The 16,885-nt window shown below is 70.1% G+C and carries 16 protein-coding genes; 2 read left to right on the top strand and 14 right to left on the bottom strand.

Annotated features, from left to right (window positions below):
• The first annotated feature begins 73 nt into the window (after window positions 1-73).
• Window positions 74-304: a hypothetical protein gene (locus BLQ76_RS18685; protein WP_090676495.1), complete on the top strand. Its 231-nt coding sequence runs from the start codon at window positions 74-76 to the stop codon at window positions 302-304.
• Between the two features lie 322 nt (window positions 305-626).
• Here BLQ76_RS18685 and lpdA read toward each other — a convergent pair whose 3' ends face one another.
• The 8 genes from lpdA to sucC all read right to left on the bottom strand — a co-directional run bounded on the left by lpdA (window position 627) and on the right by sucC (window position 10,694).
• On the bottom strand, window positions 627-2,045 hold the full coding sequence (gene lpdA / locus BLQ76_RS18690; protein WP_090676497.1) for a dihydrolipoyl dehydrogenase: 1,419 nt from the start codon (window positions 2,043-2,045) through the stop codon (window positions 627-629).
• Between the two features lie 28 nt (window positions 2,046-2,073).
• Window positions 2,074-2,481, bottom strand: a complete 408-nt coding sequence (locus BLQ76_RS18695; RefSeq protein ID WP_090676615.1) for an MAPEG family protein — start codon at window positions 2,479-2,481, stop codon at window positions 2,074-2,076.
• A gap of 76 nt (window positions 2,482-2,557) precedes the next feature.
• Window positions 2,558-3,061, bottom strand: coding sequence for a hypothetical protein (locus BLQ76_RS18700; protein ID WP_090676498.1), 504 nt, complete (start codon window positions 3,059-3,061; stop codon window positions 2,558-2,560).
• Window positions 3,058-3,819 (bottom strand): SDR family oxidoreductase, encoded by a 762-nt coding sequence (locus tag BLQ76_RS18705; RefSeq protein ID WP_090676500.1) that lies wholly within the window; start codon window positions 3,817-3,819, stop codon window positions 3,058-3,060. The genes BLQ76_RS18700 and BLQ76_RS18705 overlap by 4 nt, the downstream gene beginning before the upstream one ends.
• A 71-nt stretch (window positions 3,820-3,890) precedes the next feature.
• Entirely contained in the window at window positions 3,891-5,216 is a 1,326-nt protein-coding gene (gene odhB / locus BLQ76_RS18710) for a 2-oxoglutarate dehydrogenase complex dihydrolipoyllysine-residue succinyltransferase (protein WP_090676501.1), read from the bottom strand.
• 54 nt (window positions 5,217-5,270) lie between these two features.
• Window positions 5,271-8,285: a 2-oxoglutarate dehydrogenase E1 component gene (locus BLQ76_RS18715; RefSeq protein WP_090676503.1), complete on the bottom strand. Its 3,015-nt coding sequence runs from the start codon at window positions 8,283-8,285 to the stop codon at window positions 5,271-5,273.
• Between the two features lie 248 nt (window positions 8,286-8,533).
• Entirely contained in the window at window positions 8,534-9,436 is a 903-nt protein-coding gene (gene sucD / locus BLQ76_RS18720; RefSeq protein ID WP_090676504.1) for a succinate--CoA ligase subunit alpha, read from the bottom strand.
• Between the two features lie 67 nt (window positions 9,437-9,503).
• Window positions 9,504-10,694: an ADP-forming succinate--CoA ligase subunit beta gene (gene sucC, locus BLQ76_RS18725; RefSeq protein WP_090676506.1), complete on the bottom strand. Its 1,191-nt coding sequence runs from the start codon at window positions 10,692-10,694 to the stop codon at window positions 9,504-9,506.
• A 439-nt stretch (window positions 10,695-11,133) separates the two neighbouring features.
• Between sucC and BLQ76_RS18730 the strand changes: the two genes are divergently transcribed.
• On the top strand, window positions 11,134-12,270 hold the full coding sequence (locus BLQ76_RS18730; protein WP_170842664.1) for a GGDEF domain-containing protein: 1,137 nt from the start codon (window positions 11,134-11,136) through the stop codon (window positions 12,268-12,270).
• Window positions 12,271-12,273: 3 nt separating this feature from the next.
• On the opposite strand, the gene zapE is transcribed toward BLQ76_RS18730, so the two are convergent.
• The 6 genes from zapE to BLQ76_RS18760 form a co-directional block, all read right to left on the bottom strand.
• Window positions 12,274-13,452, bottom strand: a complete 1,179-nt coding sequence (zapE, locus tag BLQ76_RS18735; protein ID WP_244519723.1) for a cell division protein ZapE — start codon at window positions 13,450-13,452, stop codon at window positions 12,274-12,276.
• 34 nt (window positions 13,453-13,486) lie between these two features.
• Window positions 13,487-14,026: a protease inhibitor Inh/omp19 family protein gene (locus BLQ76_RS18740; protein WP_090676509.1), complete on the bottom strand. Its 540-nt coding sequence runs from the start codon at window positions 14,024-14,026 to the stop codon at window positions 13,487-13,489.
• 153 nt (window positions 14,027-14,179) lie between these two features.
• Window positions 14,180-14,845 (bottom strand): carbonic anhydrase, encoded by a 666-nt coding sequence (locus BLQ76_RS18745; RefSeq protein WP_090676511.1) that lies wholly within the window; start codon window positions 14,843-14,845, stop codon window positions 14,180-14,182.
• A 60-nt stretch (window positions 14,846-14,905) separates the two neighbouring features.
• Window positions 14,906-15,652, bottom strand: a complete 747-nt coding sequence (locus tag BLQ76_RS18750; RefSeq protein ID WP_090676618.1) for a DUF429 domain-containing protein — start codon at window positions 15,650-15,652, stop codon at window positions 14,906-14,908.
• The gene (gene pdxY / locus BLQ76_RS18755; RefSeq protein ID WP_090676513.1) at window positions 15,649-16,575 is read right to left on the bottom strand and encodes a pyridoxal kinase PdxY; all 927 of its coding nucleotides are present in this window, start codon (window positions 16,573-16,575) and stop codon (window positions 15,649-15,651) included. Before pdxY ends, BLQ76_RS18750 begins: the two co-directional genes overlap by 4 nt.
• A gap of 3 nt (window positions 16,576-16,578) precedes the next feature.
• Complete coding sequence (locus BLQ76_RS18760; RefSeq protein WP_170842665.1) at window positions 16,579-16,851, bottom strand: hypothetical protein; 273 nt, start codon at window positions 16,849-16,851, stop codon at window positions 16,579-16,581.
• Window positions 16,852-16,885: the final 34 nt, after the last annotated feature.

Below are 16,885 nucleotides of genomic sequence, written 5' to 3' on the forward strand. Positions count from 1 at the left end.
CCGTCAAGGCGCTTCACAAGCGCCGCGCTTGGGCGCAGTCTCGCCTCGTCTGCAACGGGAGGAGACGAACAGCATGTCGCGATACAGGATCGAGACCGGAACCGTCAGCGGTGACGAGTTCAGGCCCGGCCCCTTCCACGACGCGGTGAACGCGGCCAGCGTCGCCCAGGCGGTCGAGGCGGTTCGCCCGGTCCTTGCCGAGGGCGGCTTCACGGCGGACTGGGGCGACCATGCCCGCGTGCTCGACGCCGAGCGGCGCGAGGTCGCCCGCGTGGCGCTGACCCCGGAGTTCTGGTCGCACTGACGGGTATCGACCCGTCCGGCGGGGCTGCCCGTCGGACGCAGCCCGGATGGGCGGGAGCCCGATACGAAAAAACCGCCGCGAGAGGTCTCGTGGCGGTTCTCGTTCGGGAAGCGCGGGCTTTCGGGCAGCCTTGTGTCGGCGTCGCCAGTACATCCGTGGTCGGGCCGGGCGCCCGAAAACCCATCTTCCAGCCAGCGGCGGCTTTGTCTTTCGACCGCCTTCATCGCTTGGCCTGGACCCTAGATGGGAAGGCTTGCGCGAACCTGCAAGGGGCAGCGCCCCCGGCAGGATAGGTGTTTCACGTGAAACCGGTCTGCCTGCCTCAGACGTGGATCGGCTTGGCAAAGGCGGCGAACGCCGCCTCGCGCACGGCCTCCGACAGCGTCGGATGCGCGTGGCAGGTGCGGGCGAGATCCTCCGCCGACCCGCCGAACTCCATCAGCACCGAGGCTTCCGCGATCATGTCGCCGGCGCTGTGGCCGAGGATGTGGACGCCGAGCACCCGGTCCGTCTTGGCGTCGGTCAGGAACTTCACGAAGCCGTCGGTGTGCAGCATGGCGCGCCCGCGTCCGTTGGCCGTGAAGGGGAACTTGCCGACGCGGTACTCGACGCCCTTGGTCTTCAGCTCCTCCTCGGTGTGGCCGACCGAGGCCACTTCCGGCGAGGTGTAGACCACGGAGGGGATCACGCCGTAGTTCACGTGGCCGGCCTGGCCGGCGAGCTGCTCGGCCAGCGCGATGCCCTCGTCCTCGGCCTTGTGGGCGAGCATCGGGCCCTTCACCACGTCGCCGATCGCGTAGATACCCTCGACATTGGTGCGGTAGTGCGCGTCGATCTCGACGCGGCCCGCGCGATCCATCGCGACACCCGCCTCTTCCAGGCCGAGACCGGCGGTGAAGGGCTTGCGGCCGGTGGCGACCAGGACGACCTCGGCCTCCAGCGTCTCCGCCTCGCCGCCCTTGGCCGGCTCGAAGGTGACGGCCGCGCCCGCGCCGGTGCGCTCGATATTCGTGACCTTGGCGCCGAGCTTGAAGTGGAAGCCCTGCTTGACAAGGATCTTCTGGAACTGCGTGGAGACCTCACCATCCATCGGACCGAGGACCTTGTCGAGATACTCGACCACGGTGACGCGCGCGCCGAGCCGCGACCAGACCGAGCCGAGCTCCAGCCCGATCACGCCGCCGCCGACCACGATCATGGTGGCCGGCACCTTCTGCAGCGCGATGGCATTGTCGGAAGAGACAATCGTCGTCTCGTCGAGGGGGACGTCGAGGCCGGGAATGCCGGCGACCGCGGAGCCCGTCGCGATCACGATGGACTTCGTCCGCAGCGTCTGCTTCGCGCCGTCCTCGGCGGTCACCTCGACCTCGCCCGCCTTCGCAATGCGGCCCATGCCGGTGACAGGCGTGATCTTGTTCTTGCGGAACAGGAAGGCGACGCCGTCGACGTTCGCCTTCACGGTCTTGTCCTTGTGGCCGAGCATGGTCGGCAGATCGAGCTCCGGCGCGACCTTGATGCCGAGGTCGGCGAAGGAGTGATGGGCCTCGGCATACATCTCGGAGGCGTGGAGCAGCGCCTTGGACGGGATGCAGCCGATGTTGAGGCAGGTGCCCCCGAAGGTCGAGCGCTTCTCGACCACGGCCACCTTGAGACCGAGCTGGGCGGCCTTGATGGCGCAGACATAGCCGCCCGGGCCGGAGCCGATGACGACGAGATCGAAGGAGGAGGCGGTTTCGGACATCGGGGGAACGCTTCTTGCGGTTGACGGTCTAGACGAGGAGGAGAAGGCGCAGGCCCATCAGGCCGAGGCCTGCGATGGAGCCGAGCCAGACGAGGCTGCGGATATAGGGAATGCCGCCGAGATAGAGCGGCACGTAGGCGATGCGGGCGACGAGCCAGATCCAGGCGCCGACGCTGCCAAGGCCGCCGTCGCGATCGGTCGTGACCAGCGCGAGCGCCAGGGCGATGAAGACCGGAAAGGTCTCCTTGAAGTTGTCGAGCGCGCGCTGGGCGCGGCCGGCGTGGACGCCGGTGGGCTTGCGGTCGCCGTCGCGCGGGCCGGCGTTCCACTGGGAGCCGAGCTCGCGCGTCGCCAGCATGCCTTGGAGGCCGAGCTGCACGAAGAACAGGACGAGGGCGAGAACGAGAACGACGAGTTCGTGAGGCAGGCTGGCCATCAGGCGGCTCCGGGCGCAGGGGACGATGCGCACCATGTGGCTCGCCGGGACGCGAAGGGAACGGCGGCGACCCTGCTCACGGCGTCGCGTCCGGCGTGCATGTCGCCTCGGCCGCGTCGAAACCCGCGTCCACGGCCCGCAGGTGTCCCGCGGTGACCGCGATCGGGCGGAAGGGCGGCTCGCCCTGCACGCCCGGCTGCGTCTGGTGGATCGTGTAGCAGCCGGCGAAGACCCGGCGCGTACCGTTCCGGTCGCGCGCCTCGATGACGGCCGGCACGCGCCAGTCGGTCTGGCTCATGCCGCTCTCGGCGCTCGCCGTGCCGAGCCGGAGGCGCACGGCCAGCGTCGTCTCGTAGCCGCGACGGAAGGTCTCGAAGTCGGGGCGCTCGGGCGTGTCGCGGAAGTAGCTCCAGGCGCGCACGATCTCGCCCCGGTCGACGGCGTTGTAGAGCGAGCGCAGCACCGCCTCGGGCGTCGAGCGGTCATCGAGATAGGGCGCGGCATCGGGCGTCTGGGCCCGGGCGCCGGGGGCGAGCACGGCGAGAAACGCTGCGGCGACGCCGAACCGGCGGCCCGTCACGGCAGCACCGCCCGCGCGCCGGACACGTCGAGGATCGCGCCGGTGGAGTAGCTGGCCTCGTCGGAGGCGAGCCAGAGGATGGCGCGCGCCACCTCCTCGGCGGTGCCGGGGCGACGCATGGGCAGGCCCGGCGTCATGTCGCGCACCCGGTCCGGCAGCCCGCCCGAGGCGTGGATCTCGGTGTCGATGATGCCGGGCCGTACGGCGCACACGCGGATGCCCTCAGCCGCGACCTCCTTGGCGAGGCCCACGGTGAACGTGTCGATCGCCCCCTTGGCGCTGGCGTAGTCCACATACTGGTCGGGCGAGCCGAGCTTGGCGGCGGCCGACGACACGTTGACGATGGCACCGCCTTTTCCGCCCTGCGCGGTCGACAGGCGGCGCACCGCCTCGCGGGCGCAGGCGATCGACCCCAGCGTGTTGATGCGGAACATGCGATCGAGCCGTGCCCAGCTCATGTCGGCGACGCGTGCGGGGTGGTCGACGACGCCGGCATTGTTGACGAGAACGGCAAGGCGCCCCATCCGGTCGGCGCTCGCGAAGATCGCCGCGACGCCCTCCTGCGTGCCGACGTCGCCGCGAACCGTCTCGGCCCGTCCGCCGTCCGCGCGGATGGCGTTTGCCACGACCTCGGCGGCCGACGCGTTTTCAGCGTAGTTCACGAGAACCGCATAGCCGGCGACCGCGGCCAGGCGCGCCGTGGCGGCGCCGATGCCGCGCGAGCCGCCGGTGACGACGAGGACGCCGCGATCGCTCATCCGTGGAGATCCTTCTTCCGGCGATCGCGGAAACAAGCGGGGCGGGCGAACCCGCCCCGGTCGCGCGGGTCTTAGAGGTCGAGCACCAGGCGCTCGGGATCCTCGAGGCTTTCCTTGACGCGCACGAGGAAGGTCACGGCCTCCTTGCCGTCCACGATGCGGTGATCGTAGCTGAGCGCGAGGTACATCATCGGCCGGATCTCGATCTTGCCGGCGACCACCATCGGCCGCTCCTGGATCTTGTGCATGCCCAGGATGCCCGACTGCGGCGCGTTCAGGATCGGCGTCGACATGAGCGAGCCGTAGACGCCGCCGTTCGTGATCGTGAACGTACCGCCTTGCATGTCCGACATCGCGAGCTGGCCGTCGCGGGCGAGCTTGGCCATGCGGCCGAGCTCCTTCTCGACGCCCGCGATCGAGCGCTCGTCGGCGTTGCGGATCACCGGGACCACGAGGCCCTTGTCGGTGCCCACCGCCATGCCGACGTGGCAGTAGTTCTTGTAGATGATGTCGGTGCCGTCGATCTCGGCGTTCACCGCCGGGATCTCCTTGAGCGCGTGCGTCACGGCCTTGGTGAAAAAGCCCATGAAGCCGAGCTTCACGCCGTGCTTCTTCTCGAACACGTCCTTGTAGCGGTTGCGCAGCTGCATCACCGCGGTCATGTCCACCTCGTTGAAGGTGGTGAGCATGGCGGCCGTGTTCTGCGCGTCCTTGAGGCGCTTGGCGATGGTCTGGCGCAGGCGGGTCATCTTGACCCGCTCCTCGCCCGACGCGTCGTCGCCCGTGGAGGGGGCGCGCGCCTGCGCGGGCGCGGCAGTCGCGCTGGCGGCCGGCGACGACACGCCCTTGGCAATGGCGTCGAGGACGTCGCCCTTCAGCACCTGTCCGCGCTTGCCCGAACCCTCGACGTCCGCGGCCTGCAGCCCGCGCTCGTTCATGAGCTTCTGGGCGGAGGGGGCGGCGGGCATCTGGCCGCCGTTCATGCCGGCCGACGAGGCCGAGGGCAGCGAGGTGTCGGAGCCCGACGGCGCCGGCGAGGCGTTGCCGTAGCCCTCGGTCGCGCCGGAGGCCGGGCCCGGCGTCACGGGCGCCTTGGCGTCCGCCTTCGGCGTATCCGCGGTCTTGGCCGGCTCGGCGGCCTTGGGCGCGGCGCCCTCGCCGGCCGCGCCGATCATCGCGATCAGCGCGCCGACCTCGACCGTCTCGCCTTCCTTGACGAGGATCTCCGACAGAACGCCGGAGGCCGGCGCCGGCACCTCGACCGTCACCTTGTCGGTCTCGAGCTCGGCGATGGTCTCGTCCGCCTGGACCGTGTCGCCGGCCTTCTTGAACCACTGGCCGATCGTGGCCTCGGTGACGGACTCGCCCAGCGTCGGGACTTTGACTTCGGTGCTCATGGATCGGCTTTCGCGTTCGGGATGGTCGGGTGCGGGACGAAGGGGCGCGGGCGTTTAGGACTTCTGCCCGTCGCCCAGCGCCTCCTCCAGGAAGGCCTCAAGCTGGGCCAGGTGCTTCGACATCGTGCCGACCGCCGGCGAGGCGGCCGCCTGGCGTCCGGCGTAGCGGGCGCGGCGCTTCTCGCCACCGATGCGGTCCAGCACCCATTCGAGGTAGGGCTCGATGAAGCCCCAGGCGCCCATGTTCTTGGGCTCCTCCTGGCACCACACGATCTCGGCCTGGCCGAAGCGGCCGAGCTCGTTGATCAGCGCCTTGGCCGGGAACGGGTAGAGCTGCTCGACGCGCAGGAGGTAGATGTCGTCGATCCCGCGCTTCTCGCGCTCCTCCAGAAGGTCGTAGTAGACCTTGCCGGTGCACAGCACGACGCGGCGGATCTCCTTGTCCTTGCGCAACTTCACCGTCACGGAGGCCGGCTTCATCTCCGCGTCGTCCCACAGGAGACGGTGGAACGAGGTCTCGCCCGCCATCTCCGAAAGGTCCGACACGGCACGCTTGTGGCGCAGCAGGGACTTCGGCGTCATCAGGACCAGCGGCTTGCGGAAGTCGCGCTTCATCTGCCGGCGCAGGATGTGGAAGTAGTTCGCCGGCGTCGTGACGTTGGCGACCTGCATGTTGTCCTGCGCGCAGGACTGGAGATAGCGCTCGAGGCGCGCCGAAGAGTGCTCGGGTCCCTGCCCCTCGTAGCCGTGCGGCAGCAGCATCACGAGGCCCGACATGCGCAGCCACTTGGCCTCACCCGACGAGATGAACTGGTCGACCACGACCTGCGCGCCGTTGGCGAAGTCGCCGAACTGCGCCTCCCAAAGCGTCAGGGCGTTCGGCTCGGCGAGCGTGTAGCCGTACTCGAAGCCAAGCACGGCTTCCTCGGAGAGCATCGAGTTGATGACCTCGTAGGTCGCCTGACCCTTGGCGAGGTTCTGCAGCGGGATGTAGCGGTTCTCGGTCTGCTGGTCGTAGAGCACCGAGTGACGCTGCGAGAACGTGCCGCGCTCGGAGTCCTGGCCCGACAGGCGGATCGGCGTGCCCTCGACGAGCAGCGAGCCGAAGGCCAGCGCCTCGCCGGTCGCCCAGTCGAGGCCCTCGCCCGAGTCGATGGCCTTGAGGCGGTTGTCGAGGAAGCGGCCGATCGTCTTGTGGACCTCGAAGCCCTGCGGCACCTCGGCGAGCTTCGCGCCGATCTCGCGCAGCGTCTTCAGGGGAACGCCCGTCGCGCCGCGGCGCTGCTCGTCCTCGTCGTCGGCCCGGCGCAGGCCCGACCACGCGCCGTCCAGCCAGTCGGCCTTGTTGGGCTGGTAGCTCTGGCCCGCCTCGTACTCGGCGTCGAGATTCTGGCGCCATTCGGCCCGGCGCGCCTCGACGTCGCTCTCGGTGAGGACGCCGCTCTCGACGAGCTTGCGCGTGTAGATCTCGAGCGTCGTCTTCTGCTCGCGGATCTTGCGGTACATCAGGGGCTGCGTGAAGCCCGGCTCGTCGCCCTCGTTGTGGCCGAAGCGGCGGTAGCAGAACATGTCCACCACGACCGGCTTGTGGAAGGTCTGGCGGTATTCGATCGCGATCTTGGCCGCGAAGGTGACGGCCTCGGGGTCGTCGCCGTTCACGTGGAAGATCGGGGCCTCCACCATCTTCGCCACGTCGGACGGGTAGGGCGAGGAGCGCGAGAAGCGCGGGTTGGTGGTGAAGCCGATCTGGTTGTTGATGATGAAGTGCAGCGAGCCGCCGACGCGGTGACCCTTCAGGCCTGAGAGGCCGAAGCACTCCGCCACCACGCCCTGGCCGGCAAACGCCGCGTCGCCGTGGATCAGGAGCGGCAGGACGCGGTTGCGGTCCTCGATCGCGACCGGCTCGGTGCGGGTGCGACCGCCGCCGATCTGGTCCTGCTTGGCGCGCGCCTTGCCCATCACGACCGGGTTGACGATCTCGAGGTGCGAGGGGTTGGCGGTCAGCGACAGGTGGACGTTGTTGCCGTCGAACTCGCGGTCCGCCGAGGCGCCGAGGTGGTACTTCACGTCGCCCGAGCCGTCGACGTCCTCGGGCTTGTAGGAGCCGCCCTTGAACTCGTGGAAGATGGCGCGGTGCGGCTTGCCCATGACCTGGGACAGGACGTTCAGGCGGCCGCGATGGGCCATGCCGAGCACGATCTCCTGGAGGCCGAGCTGGCCGCCGCGCTTGATGATCTGCTCCAGCGCGGGGATCAGCGACTCGCCGCCGTCGAGTCCGAAGCGCTTGGTGCCCTTGTACTTGACGTCCAGGAACTTCTCGAAGCCCTCGGCCTCGATCAGCTTGTTGAGGATGGCGCGCTTGCCCTGGTCGGTGAAGTCGGCGCCCTTGCCCTCGCCCTCGATGCGCTCCTGGATCCACTGCTTCTCGACGGGGCTCGAGATGTGCATGAACTCGACGCCGAGCGTGCCGCAATAGGTGCGCTCGAGGATCTCGACGACCTGGCGGATCGTGCCGAACTCGAGGCCCAGCACCTTGTCGAGGAAGATCGGGCGATCCCAGTCGGCGGGCGTGAAGCCGTAGTTCTCCGGGCTCAGCTCGTTGTAGTCCTCCTCGGGCTTGGCGATGCCGAGGGGATCGAGCTTGGCATGCAGGTGGCCGCGCACGCGGTAGGCGCGGATCAGCATGAGCGCGCGCACGCTGTCGCGCGTCGCCTGGAGGATGTCGGCCTCGGACGGGGCGGCCTTGCCGTTTGCGGGAGCGGCGGCGGCCTTGTCGCGCAGCTTCCGCTCGACGCGGATCTCCGCCTCGCCCCAGTTGCCGTCCAACGCCGAGACGAGCTCGCCGTTGGCCTGGATCGGCCAGTTGCGGCGCGTCCAGGACGGGCCGTCGGCGTTCTTCTCGACGAGCGTCTTGTCCTCGCCCAGCGACTGGAAGAAGCCGCGCCACTCCTCGTTGACCGACTGGGGATCGCGCTCGTAGGCGGCGGCCAGTTCGTCGATGTAGTCGGCGTTGCCGCCGTAGAGGAAGGAGGTCTGCGCGAAGGTCTCGTTCGCCGGATTGCGTGCCATGGGCTTTGTCGAAGCGCCGGTCGGGCGCCGTCTCCCTTTGGAATTCGAGATGGCGCGAGAACCGGATGGGCCGCGCCGTTCACTCTACAAACGTTGCAGCGCCCCCGGTGGGAGCGCCCGTGCCGCCCTGATGGCGCGCTCCCCTTGCGGGAAGCCTGCCGCCGGGCGGGTCTGGCGACAGCCAAGGCCATCGCTTCATGGCGAGATAGCGACGGCGGCGCTCGTTTTCGAGCGCCGCCCCGGTCTCGTCAGCCCTTGAGGACCTCGACCAGCGTCTTGCCGAGGCGCGCCGGGGACGGCGACACGCGGATGCCCGCCGCCTCCATGGCCGCGATCTTGGACTCCGCGTCGCCCTTGCCGCCCGAGACCACGGCGCCCGCATGGCCCATGGTGCGGCCCTTGGGGGCGGTCCGGCCCGCGATGAAGCCGGCCATCGGCTTCCGGCGGCCGCGCTTGGCCTCGTCGATCAGGAACTGGGCGGCGTCTTCCTCGGCCGCGCCGCCGATCTCGCCGATCATGATGATCGACTGCGTCTCGTCGTCGGCCAGGAACATCTCCAGCACGTCGATGAACTCGGTGCCCTTGACCGGATCGCCGCCGATGCCGACGGCCGTGGTCTGGCCGAGGCCCTCGTTGGTGGTCTGGAACACCGCCTCGTAGGTCAGCGTGCCGGAGCGCGACACGATGCCGACGTTTCCTTTCCGGAAGATCGAGCCCGGCATGATGCCGATCTTGCACTCGTCCGGCGTCATGATGCCCGGGCAGTTGGGGCCGAGCAGGCGCGACTGGGACTTCTCCAGGCGCCCCTTCACGCGCACCATGTCGAGCACCGGGATGCCTTCGGTGATGCAGGTGATGAAGGGGATCTCGGCGTCGATCGCCTCGATGATGGCGTCCGCCGCGCCGGCGGGCGGCACGTAGATCACGGAGGCGTTGGCGCCCGTGGCGTCCTTGGCTTCCGCGACGGTCGCGAAGATCGGCAGGGTTTCGCCGTTCTCGCCGGCCCAGCTTTCGCCGCCCTTCTTGGGGTGGATGCCGGCCACCATGGTGCCGGCGTGATAGGCGTTGGCCTGGTTCGTATGAAACGAGCCGGTCTTGCCGGTCAGGCCCTGCACGATGACCTTGGTGTTCTTGTCGACGAGAATGGACATGGGATGATCGAAACCTGGAAGGGGAGGTGAAGGACGAGGCGTCGGCGGATCAGACGATCACGAAGGATCAACCGATCGCGGCCACGATCTTCTGGGCGGCGTCGTCGAGGTCGTCGGCGGCGGTGATCGCGAGGCCGCTCTCGTTGAGGATGCGCTTGCCGAGATCGACGTTCGTGCCCTCGAGGCGCACCACCAGCGGCACCTGCAGGCCGACTTCCTTCACGGCCGCGACCACGCCTTCCGCGATCACGTCGCACTTCATGATGCCGCCGAAGATGTTGACCAGGATGCCCTGCACCTTCGGGTCGGCCGTGATGATCTTGAAGGCCGCCGCGACCTTCTCCTTCGACGCGCCGCCGCCGACGTCGCAGAAGTTCGCCGGCTCCTTGCCGTAGAGCTTGATGATGTCCATCGTCGCCATGGCCAGGCCCGCGCCGTTCACCATGCAGCCGATGTTGCCGTCGAGCGCGACATAGGCGAGGTCCCATTTCGAGGCCTCGATCTCCTTGGCGTCCTCCTCGGTCTCGTCGCGCAGCGCCTTCATGTCGTCGTGGCGGAACAGGGCGTTGCCGTCGAACGAGACCTTGGCGTCCAGCACCCGGAGGTGGCCGTCGGTCATGACGATCAGGGGGTTCACCTCGAGGAGCGCCATGTCCTTCTCGGTGAAGGCCTTGTAGAGCGCGGGAAACAGCGTCTGGCCGTCGGCCGTGGCCGCGCCGTCCAGCCCGTAGGCCGCGTTGATCTTGGCGACGTCGGCGTCGGTTACGCCGGTCGCCGGGTCGATCGCGACCGTGATGATCTTCTCGGGCGTGTCGTGGGCGACCGCCTCGATGTCCATGCCGCCTTCCGTGGAGACCACGAACGCGACGCGCCCGACCGAGCGGTCGACGAGAAGCGAAAGGTAGAGCTCGCGCGCGATGTCGGCGCCGTCCTCGATGTAGAGGCGGTTCACCTGCTTGCCCGCGTCGCCCGTCTGCGCGGTGACGAGCGTGTTGCCGAGCATCTCGTTCGCGTTCTTGACCACGTCCTCGACGGTCTTGGCGAGACGCACGCCGCCCTTGGCCTCAGCGCCGAGTTCCTTAAACTTGCCCTTGCCGCGACCGCCCGCGTGGATCTGCGACTTCACCACGTAGAGCGGACCGGGCAGTTGCTTCGCGGCGGCCTCGGCCTCCGAGGCCTTGGTGATCGCGACGCCCTCGGCGACCGGCGCGCCGAAGCCCTTGAGGACCTGCTTGGCCTGATATTCGTGGATGTTCATCGAAACGGTCTCGGTTGAGGAAGGACGGCGGAACGGTGGATCCGGGGTTGGTCGGCTCGGGTGGCTGCGTTTCGAGCGCGACGGGCTCCGGACGAATGGGAGGCGGATACATGGACCGACGGGCGCGACCGTCACGGTCCCGCCGTCCGAGCGATCGGTCGAAGACCCGCCCAAGGCGCTCGTGCCGCCGGGCATAGCCTTCCGCAGCGTCGAATTCAACCGAGCGACGCCCGGTCCAGCAACATCAATCGGTTAGAACGTGTGGGGCTTACGTAAACGTCAATCTCATTGCGGTGCGAAAACAAGGTCGTGGCGCTGTTGCGGCGTCCCGCAAACTTTTCTCGCGCAAGACCACCGTCGGCCACCGATACCAAGGCGACGTTAACACCGTGCCCCCATAGTCCGCGAACGGACGCCGTCGATCAAGAATGGAATGCCCATGGCCGAGGTCCTGGCCTTTGCGATCATGCTCAGCAACGGCATCGGCCAGCTAGCGGTGATCGCCATCCTGTTCGGCACGTTGCAGCGCCACCGCAGCCCGCCGCTCCTGCAGGCCGTGCTGACGAGCACGCTGTTCGCGGTCTGCGGCCTGATCGCGATGTCGGAGCCGGCCCGGTTCGACAACGGCGTGGTGGTGGACCTTCGCGGCGTGATCACAGGGCTGGCCGGCGCCTTCGGCGGATGGCCGGCGGCCCTCGCGACCGCGCTCGCCACCTGCCTCTACCGCATCCATCTCGGCGGCATCTACGTCGCGGGCTGCGCCTCGATCGTGTTCGTCGCGCTCCTCGGGCTCGCCTGGCGCTGGCTGACACGCCACGAGCGCTCAACGCGCCTTCGCTACCTCCTTGCGCTCGGCGGCCTGATCGCGCTCCACCCGCTGCCGCTCCTGTTCGTTCCCGCGACTTGGAACGTCCACACCCTTCTGCCGACGCTCTCGACCCTTCTCCTGGCATCGCTGGCGGGCGCGATCGCCTTCGGCAAGCTCGTGGAACGCGAGATGCGGCAGATCGCGCAGGAGCGGCTCCTGGTTCGCGAGGCGCTGCACGATCCCCTGACCAACCTCCTGAACCGACGTGGCTTCGAGTCCGCCTTTGTGGAAGCGCGTGGGCTCGACCAGGACGCCCCGCTCGCCCTGCTCCTGATCGACATCGATCACTTCAAGTCGGTGAACGACCGCTTCGGCCACGACGTGGGCGACTTGGTTCTCCAGACGGTCGCGCACGGGCTGCAGGCCCAGGCGGGGCGCTTCGAGCGCTGCTCGCGCCACGGCGGCGAGGAGTTCGCGGTTCTCCTGCCGCGCTCCAACGCGGCCGCCGCGGTTCAGCGCGCCGAGGCGATCCGCACGGCGATCGAGGGGCTGGAAACGCCGCGTTCGGGGGGCGAGCCGATCCGCGCCACGGTCTCGATCGGCATCGCGGCCTGCGGCGACGGGCGCACGCCGCTGGCCGACCTGTTCCAGAACGCCGACAACGCGCTGTACCGGGCCAAGGGCGCGGGCCGCAACCGGGCCGTCCTGCGCGAGATGGGATCCCCGGCGCCCGTGGCGGCCGGTGCCTGGAGCCTCGCCCCGGCGTGAGCGTCAGGCGGGCGCGACCTTGCGCGCCTCGGCGAGGTAATCCTGCGATCCCATCTCCGTCAGGCGCGACAGGGCCCGCGCGAACTCGAACCGCTCCGTGCCGCGCTGCCCTTCATAGAGCGCCTCGGCCGGGCGCTCGGCCGACAGCACCAGCCGGCGGCGCCGCTCGTAGAGCGTGTCGACCAGCAGGATGAAGCGCTTGGCGGCGTTCCGCTCGCCCTCGCCCATCACGCGCACGCCGTCGATCAGAACCGTCCGGTAGCGCTCGGCTATGGCGAGAAAGTCGGCCGCGCCCAGCGGCGCGTCGAGAAGCGCGGCGGCGGGAAAGCGGGCCGCCCCGTTGCCCGCGCGCGGCACCGCGAGCGCCCGACCGCGATGCTCGATGCGCTCCGGCGCCTCCGCCTGGCCCGCCAGGGCGCGCGCCCAAGCGGCGTCCATGCGCCGGTCAGCCTCCGCGCCCAGCGGCGCGATCACCACCGCGTCCTCCTCCTCGCCCTCGAGGCGGTAGTCGGTCGGCGCGTCCAGGAAGAAGACGTCGCAGCGCGCTTCCAGAAGGTCCACGAAGGGCAGGAACAGCGCGCGGTTGAGGCCGTCGCGGTAGAGGTCCCGCGGCGCGACGTTGGAGGTGGCGACCAGGACGATCCCGTGCCGGAACAAGGCCTCGAACAGGCGCGACAGGATCATCGCGTCGGCGATGTCGGTGACCGTGAACTCGTCGAAGCACAGGAGGCGCGTTTCGCGCGCGACCGCCGCCGCGACCGGCGCGATCGGATCGTCGCCTTCGCCGCTTCCCGCAAGGATGAGCCGCCGCTGCTCGTTGATGCGGGTCTGGATCTCGCCCATGAAGGCATGGAAATGGGTGCGCCGCTTGAGCCGCTCGGGCGCGAGCTCGAAGAACAGGTCCATCAGCATGGACTTGCCGCGCCCGACGCCGCCATGGACGTAGAGGCCGCGCGGCGCCTCCACCGGCTTGGCGCGGCCGAACAGCCAGCCGAGCGCGCTGGACTTCGCCGGCAAGCGGCTTTCGCGCAGCCGGCGGCCCAGCGCGTCGAGCCGGTCCGCCAGCTGGCGCTGGAGCGGGTCCGGCTGCAGCAGCCCGGCCGCCACGCGCCGGTCGATCTCGGCGCGCACGGGTCCGCGCTCGGCACCAACCGTGCCGTAGCCTTCGAGGGGCGGCGTCACGATGCGGGGGATCCGCCGGCGGCGTGCGTCCGGGTCAGCGGTAGAGGCTGACCTGCTGGCCGCCCGCCGTCGTGCCCTCGTAGCGGGTTCCGCCCGTGTTGGAGAGCGTGGCGACCGTGGAGCCGCCCGAATCCTTGAGAACGACCTGGCTGCCCGACACGTCCCAGGCCGACACGTCGGCCACCTGTCCGGGGCAGCCGCGCGAGGCGGCGCGATAGCCGCCGGTCCATTGCGTCAAGGCCATGAAGATCTGGCAGTTGCCGCCGCCCGACGAGACGCGCCAGGCGCCCACCAGACCCTCGCGAGTGACCGGGGCGGCCGAGGCCGTCTGCACCGGCGCATCGGTGGCGGCGGGCGTGGCGGCCGCGGTTTCGGTCGCGGGTGCGGGCGTCTGCGCGACGGGGGCCGCCGGCGGCGGCGGCGGGGGCGGCAGGCGGTTGGAATAGACCTGGCCCGCCGGCGCGGGCGTCAGCGGGGCGATGCCGCCGCCCGACAGGTTCGATCCGGCCGAGGTGCAGCCGGCCAGGAGCCCCAGCGTCAGGAGGGCCGCACCGCTTCGGGTCCAGTTCAGCATCGGGCGGGTCCTTTTCGTGCCATGGGGCGGTCCGCCCCGGATCGGGCGGCGTCGTGACATGGTTAAAATGCAAACGATGGCGTTCGGGCAAGTCGCCGCCGGCGCTTTTCCCCGAAGCAGGCTCGCGATTGTGCTCGCCGCGCCACGCGGCCCTCAGGCGAGGCTCGGCTCGTCGAAGTCCACGAGCGGGCGCTGGAAGTCGCCGGTCTCGCCGTCCATCGCCCAGAGCTCGCCGGTGGAGATGTCGAACCAGGCGCCGTGCAGCGACAGCTCGCCCCGCCGCTCGCGCTCGGCCACATAAGGAAAGGAGCGCAGGTTCGCGATGGAGTGGCGGATCGAGATGCGCTCCAGCGCGGTCTGGCGCTCGCCCGGCGTCATCAGCTCGTTGGCCGCCACGCCCTTGGCCACCGGCTCCACCATCGACATCCACTTGCCGATGAAGTCGCCCGGCGACAGCGGCTCGTGGTCCGGCGACAGGGCCGCCTTGATGCCGCCGCAGCGCCCGTGGCCCATCACCACGACATGCCGGACCTTCAGGGCCTGCACGCCGAACTCCAGCGCCGCCGAGGTGCCGTGGAAGTCGCCGTCGGGATTGTAGGGCGGCACGAGGTTGGCGACGTTGCGCACCACGAAGAGCTCGCCCGCGCCCGCGCCGAAGATGGTCTCGGGCGCCGCCCTCGAGTCGCAGCAGGCGATCACCATGGTTTCCGGCGTCTGGCCGTCGCGCGCCAGCTGTCGGTAGGTCTGCGTTTCCTGGAGGTAGCGCCCCTCGATGAAGCGGCGGTACCCGGTCAGGAGCTGTTCGGGAAGAAGCGACATGGCGGAACCTCCGGCGTGATTTGGACCGCTTCTAGCGCGAGTTTCGCAACCGCACAAAACTCAGGCGTGGATCGTGATCGGCAGGTCGTAGCGATCGCGCTCCGGCGGGTCGGGAAAGCGGCGGATCCGCCCCGCCTGCGCCCGCCGCGCGGCCAGAAGCAGGGCGCAGGCGTCGAGCCGGTCGTCCTCGGCCGCCCCGCACGGCCGCGGGGCCGCGGCGAGCCCGGCCGGCAGGCCGTGGGCGAGAAGGATCGCCCGGCGCTCCGCGGCCCCCTCGCGCACGGTCTTCGGATAGCGGCAGGGCGCCCCCGCGAGCCCGGTCAGGACCAGTTCGGGGTGACTTTCCAGAACCCGCTCCGCCAGCGTCGGATCGGCCCGGAGCAGATCGTCAATCTCCAGGATCTTGCCGAACAGGCCGAAGCCCTGGATCGACACGGCGCTCGGCGGCGCCGAACGCAGACGCGCCAGACGGCAGCTCTCGCGATAGGCCGCGAGCCGCGTCGCGCGGTCGCGAAACGGACCCCGACCCGCTTCCACGGCCTCGCGCGCGGGGATCGAGAACACCGAGCCGCGCCGCGCGCCCAGATGCGGCCGGGCCGCCTGTTCGGCGGCGCGGCCCGGCCCCCGGATCTGATCCGGCAGGCCGATCGGCATGTCGACGAGGACGAGGGCATCCGGGGGAACCGTCTGGAGAAGCGCGGCGAAGCCGGCAAAGAGCCGGAGTCCGCACGCGCCGTCCGGCCATTCGATCGCGGCGATCCAGCCGCCCCGGCAGCCGTCGACGCCGGCCAGCGCCCGCTGGCTCAGGCGCGCAAGCCCCCGCCCGCCGGCGCCAGACGGCGCATCTGCACCATGGCGAGCGGCGAGCGCAGAACGTCGGCGTCGGTCTCGAGCGTCAGTTCGTCGGCGCCCCGCTTGGTGGTGCGCGCCAAGATCTCGAACACCGCCGCCGTGGTGGACTGCAGCGCCTTTTCCGACGAGGCGCCCGCCAGGATCCGCGCCAGAAACACGGCGCCCGTCAGGTCGCCCAGACCGTGCGGCACGCGCTCGATGCGCCGGTGCTCGGCCAGAAGCGTCGTTTCGCCCTCCACGAGGAGATTGCCGATGCCACCGCGCAGGAGCGGAAATGCCGAGGTCACCACGACCCGCGCGGGGCCGAGAGCGCTGGCCGCCTCCACGAGGTGACGGTTGTCGGAGAATTCGAGGCCCGTCAGGAGTTCCAACTCGAACCGGTTGGGCGTCGCCATGTCGGCGCGCCGGATCAGCTCGTCGCGGATCGCGTGAAGCGTCGCCTCCGGCTGGTAGAGGCGCGCCGCCCCCTCGCCGCCCGCCGCCCCGTCGCCCACCACCGGATCGCACAGGAACACGGCGGCCGGGTTGCGCCGCTTCACGGCGTCCACGAGGCGCGCGGCATGGGCGACCTGCGAGGGCGCCCCGAAGTAGCCCGTGATCACCGCGCCGACCTCGCCGAGCCAGGGGGCCTCGCACAGGTCCGAAACGAAGCCGGCAAAGCCGGCTTCGTCGGGCACGAGCCGCGTCGAGGGACCGTGGCCGGGGTGCCAGGGCAGGGTGACGGTGGGCACGCTCCAGACGGGATGGCCGAGCGACTCCAGTGCGAACACCACAGCGCGGTTGCCCACCGTGCCGCGCGCCACATGCGAGGAGATCGAGATCACAGCGGGCTTGTCGCCGGCGTGCGGCGGCGCGGAAGGGGGAACGGCCGACAGCATGGATCAGCTCAGTTGCATGGCGAGAAGGGCCGCGAGCACCACGAAGGCGAGAAGGCCACCGAGGCGTCCGACGCGCCGGCCCCACACCTCGGCGCGGTCGCCCGGGTCGGCATCCCCACCGCTGAAGTGGCGCCAGACGCCCCCGGTCATCGCGTGCGCCGTCACACCGGTCTGCGGGTCGGTTTCCTGCCCGACGCGGCGCAGGATCGCCTCCGCCTCGCGCCGGCGGTCGGCGTCCGGGTCGGGGCGGGCGGGAGGGCGATGGGACGTCGTCATCGGTGCGAACCCTGCGCCAAAAGCGGCCTGAAGG

It is taken from the genome of Aureimonas jatrophae (assembly GCF_900104035.1).
Classification (GTDB): Bacteria; Pseudomonadota; Alphaproteobacteria; order Rhizobiales; family Rhizobiaceae; genus Aureimonas; species Aureimonas jatrophae.